The organism is Sphaerochaeta sp., assembly GCF_050178175.1.
Classification (GTDB): Bacteria; Spirochaetota; Spirochaetia; order Sphaerochaetales; family Sphaerochaetaceae; genus Sphaerochaeta.
This window is the reverse complement of the sequence record NZ_JBFXGH010000156.1, coordinates 1-4201: the sequence shown is the minus strand read 5'-3', so window position 1 is coordinate 4201 and position 4201 is coordinate 1. Positions and strand designations below refer to the sequence as shown.

Annotated in this window: 4 protein-coding genes; 3 read left to right on the top strand and 1 reads right to left on the bottom strand. The window is 42.2% G+C overall.

The window, feature by feature from the left end; genetic code table 11:
• Positions 1-329: transposase (locus AB7S66_RS11650; RefSeq protein WP_428520193.1), on the top strand; the 329-nt coding region annotated here is incomplete at its 5' end.
• Positions 326-727, top strand: a complete 402-nt coding sequence (locus tag AB7S66_RS11645) for a leucine-rich repeat domain-containing protein (protein WP_428520191.1) — start codon at positions 326-328, stop codon at positions 725-727. The genes AB7S66_RS11650 and AB7S66_RS11645, both read left to right, overlap by 4 nt.
• Before the next feature lie 405 nt (positions 728-1132).
• On the opposite strand, the gene AB7S66_RS11640 is transcribed toward AB7S66_RS11645, so the two are convergent.
• Complete coding sequence (locus AB7S66_RS11640; protein WP_428520189.1) at positions 1133-2674, bottom strand: Fic family protein; 1542 nt, start codon at positions 2672-2674, stop codon at positions 1133-1135.
• A gap of 312 nt (positions 2675-2986) precedes the next feature.
• Here AB7S66_RS11640 and AB7S66_RS11635 point away from each other — a divergent pair, with 312 nt between their 5' ends.
• Positions 2987-4183: an ATP-binding protein gene (locus AB7S66_RS11635; RefSeq protein WP_428520187.1), complete on the top strand. Its 1197-nt coding sequence runs from the start codon at positions 2987-2989 to the stop codon at positions 4181-4183.
• The last annotated feature ends 18 nt before the right edge of the window (positions 4184-4201 follow it).

The window sequence follows — 4201 nt, the reverse complement described above, 5'->3', positions numbered from 1 at the left end:
AAAAGCTCTGTGAAGCCTACAAGATGACTGATGAGCCATCCATGGCAGACGCAATCACTGAGATCATGGACATGTGCATGGCTACAGGCAACAAGCACCTGCTCTGGTTCAGCAGACTGCTGGACAACCACTTCGAGGGTATCATCGCCCATGCGACCTATGACATCTCAGCAGGGAAGATCGAGGGGATCAATCACAAAATCAAGACCTTGAGAAGGCAAGGGTACGGCTACCCTGATGACGATTATTTCTTCCTCAAGCTCTTTGATGCAAGCAGGAAAGGCTATGTCAGGAACCCTGTGGCTGAGAAAATCCCACAGGATTTATGATTGAGCCGAAATTTTTATCAGACGGTGAAGGTACTTTAATTGGCCTTAATCAATCCCTTCAAAATAATGAAAAAAAGATAGTCATACCCGATAGTATTGATGATGAGATTATTACTAGGATTGGTATGTTTGCTTTTGCAGAGGATTCAAAAATTCAAACAGTATTTGTACCAGAAGGTGTCAAGTTAATCGATGAATCAGCTTTTTACTATTGTAAGAATTTGAAAGATATTTATCTGCCTCAATCTCTTGAAAGGATTGGCCCTTGGGCACTATATGGCCCTTCTGATATTGTGATCCACTATGCTGGTACAGAGCTTGAATGGTTTGATTTAACAAAAGGAAAAAAATCTTTGGAGCCGAATTACTACACAGTTTTGTATAATGAGTCTTATTAAGATTGATGCAAACATATAAAGGGGTATGCAAAAGGGTATGCAACATACCCCTTTATGAGGAGTACCTTAGAGCAGCAAAGAGAAAGTTTAAGAAATTATGTGTTTACTAAATCATTGGATAGTAGTACTCTAGAGTAAAATAAAGCTGTACGTAGCCAGATTTCTGACATACCTATTTATTCAAATATGCACCTTCACACGGTAGAAGTCGTTGGTTCAAACCCAATCGCGCCCATAAAGGACCAGTCTTCGGACTGGTTTTTTGCTGTATCTAGGTGATGGTATGAGTATTCAAGTGCTAGAGTGTGAAGGTAGAAGAGTAGATCAGATAAATATGAATACCCTCATGTTTTCTCTACTTGATGTCCAGTTCTTGTTGTTTGTTTTCTCTCTACTATGCGAAAACTACTCTACGGTATCGGCAATAAACAGCCTATTATATACAGCTTCAAAGTGTTCAATTTCTTCGGTAGTTAACTGTAGGAATTCCTTTTCACGTGCCCGTTTTGATAGCTTTCCCTCATTCTGTGAAATGAAACTATATAAGAGAAAGACCATAGAATCAGGCATTTCAACAGAATCCTGTACCGTTTCTCTGAACCGATCATAATTCATTAGGAATTGTGTCTCTTTCGGGAGATCTTGTTCAATCGTTTGCTGCACACAATGATATAGAAACTCCGCATAGGGGGTTGCATCAAAATATCGGTAGTAGTCTATTGTCGAATTCAGGACACGTACATTGTGATCTTCTGTAGGTTCCCACCGTATGAACGGGAGAATGCTTTGTGAGTAATTTTTCAGGACGGAAGCATATTCCTCTATTCGAAGTAGCATTGCACTTGAAATAGGAAATATCATTCCTGGGGGATTGTACCCATACTTTGCAAGAATATGATGAATGAGATATCGATGAATCCTTCCATTTCCATCAGAGAATGGATGGATAATCACAAACCCGAAAGCAATCGCAGCTGCGGCAACAATTGGATCAATTTGATGGAAAACTCTATTGTTATATGCAATAAGGCCTGAAATTAAAGAGTCTATATCTTCATATCTTGCACTTATATGTTCAACTATGGGTGTTCCTGTTTCTCTATCATATTCGCCAATGAAACCACCATCGTCTCTGAACCCTATCTTCACAAAACCTCTAGAGCCTATCACAATATGTTGGAGACGTATCAGTTCCTCTTTACTCAAAGGTGATTTCCCTGCTTCTCTCAACGCATTGCCCAATCGCTGGATCCTATCATGCGAAGGCGACTCATTTTCAATGGAAAAACTTGCTTTGGAATCTTTAAGTAGCAAGAATGCTGCAGCACGCGCTACGACATCCTTTGGGATATCTGAAATAACTTGGAGAGCTTTTCCTTTAAGGTCAATCATGAGAACTTCTTCAAGTTCTTCAGTTTTCCTGATCATCGGACAAAAATCAGGAGTCCCTAGAAGATTGTTCACAACACGATGTCTCTTGGATCTTTCTCCTTCTATGGTAACTTGCTGTTTGGGATTGACAACCAATACATAATTACCTTTCTTGATATCTGGGATATCAAGGAATGTACCCATGAGCCATTCATAGAGAAACCAAATCCGTCTGCTGTATGAACCGGTAATCGTATCCAGAATGATGGTTTCAATCGTTCGTCTATCGATTACCTCAAACAATTTTTTCAATATGCATAGATCTATTCCTTCATATTTTAAAGCGAATTCAAGATGGCCCATGAGTGTTGCTTCCGGTCGATGTCTAGGCGTCAGCAAGTGCCACTCTGTACTTTTTAGAATACGATGTTTCGATCCAATTGCCATTTTCAGTCGGGGAAAGGGTGCAGGAAGTTGATATGCATCAATAAGAGCCACATACCCAACAGGGATTGCCTCCTCAGGCAGTAAGAATCCATGAAAAACGGTTACAGGTCCTGAAAAATTATTATCCATGCTATATTCTCCTGAATTATTAATATAATAATGGGTAATTCGTGAATTGTACATATGATTTATGAAAAGTGATTATATATTGATTGTTGTGTATGAAAAACAGATTGTGCTACATAGCGGAGGTTGGTTTGCCAACAAAAGGTAGTCGTTGGTTCAAACCCAATCGCGCCCATTAGCAAATCTCTTATTTTCCGTTCATATGAAAGCCATCCTCTAGGAAAAAGAGAATGGCTTTTTATTATTCTTTTTACTAATATACGGAGATTGCAACCAATACTTGTAATCTCCGTAATTATAGGATACAATCTTCCTATGATTGCACGGAAAATTGAACCAGTGATAAGGCGTTTAATGGGCGAGTATCCCGCTGTGACCATATTCGGTCCCCGTCAATGTGGCAAGACCACGTTGGCGCTTACCCTGTACCCCGGTTTCTCACACGCGAACCTCGAGGACTTGCAGACTCGCAAACTTGCTGAGGAAGATCCGTACGAATTTTTCATTCAGTATCCGGAACCTGTCATAATCGATGAGATCCAAAGGGTCCCATCGTTACTAAGCCTTGTACAGGTCAGGATAGATAAACAAAAGAAGATGGGACAGTATATCATCACGGGAAGTCAGCAGATACGTTTGCAGAATACGGTGTCGCAATCCCTTGCCGGACGCACTGCTGTAGTCAACCTGCTACCTTTGTCGCTGGATGAGTTGGCAAATGCAGGTATTGTCATGGACCGCGATCAGCAACTGGTCTCTGGATTTATGCCCTATCTCTTCCAAGCTCCTGGGAGGACCCCATCCGACTACTACAGGAGCTACCTTACCAACTACGTGGAAAGGGATGTCGCATCGGTGGGAGCTGTCCATGACCTCTCGCAGTTCCTAGCTTTTCTTACACTTCTTGCGGGGAGGTGTGGCCAGTTAGTCAACAACTCGGCCTTGAGTGGCGAAGTTGGAGTCAGTAGCACGACCATAGGTTCCTGGCTTTCCATACTTGAGGCATCGCATCTGGTGTATATCCTCAAGCCCTGGTTCACATCCCGCACTAGCCAAATTGTCAAGACCCCAAAGATCTATTTCTGTGATGTCGGGTTTGCTGCGCATCTTCTAGGCATCAGCACTCCTGCCCAGATGAATAGGGATCCTCTTATGGGCAATCTTTTTGAGAATATGATTGTTATGGAGGCGGTGAAAGCGCGCTACAACGCAGGTAAGAGCAACCAGCTGTACTTTTTCAGGAACAGCAACGGACTGGAAGTGGACCTCTTGGTCGGGCAACAGAGGAAGCTCATTCCTTACGAGATTAAGAGCGGCAGGACTATGGATAGCAAGCACACGCTGAACCTGAAGAAGTTCATTTCCAAGTATCCTAATGATATCGCGGAAAACGGTGGTGTCATATATAGTGGGGAGTCAGTCGAGAGGTACAAGGGGTATGGATATCGCAATTTCCATGACTGTGCTCCGTTATTCGAGGATAACGACCTCTCTTTTACTGTATCCTTCTAGTGTGAGTTCAACGGTGCA

Coding starts and splice junctions, on each gene's coding strand:
- AB7S66_RS11635 (WP_428520187.1), top strand. CDS start 2,987: ATGATTGCACGGAAAATTGAACCAGTGATAAGGCGTTTAATGGGCGAG.
- AB7S66_RS11640 (WP_428520189.1), bottom strand. CDS start 2,674: ATGGATAATAATTTTTCAGGACCTGTAACCGTTTTTCATGGATTCTTA.
- AB7S66_RS11645 (WP_428520191.1), top strand. CDS start 326: ATGATTGAGCCGAAATTTTTATCAGACGGTGAAGGTACTTTAATTGGC.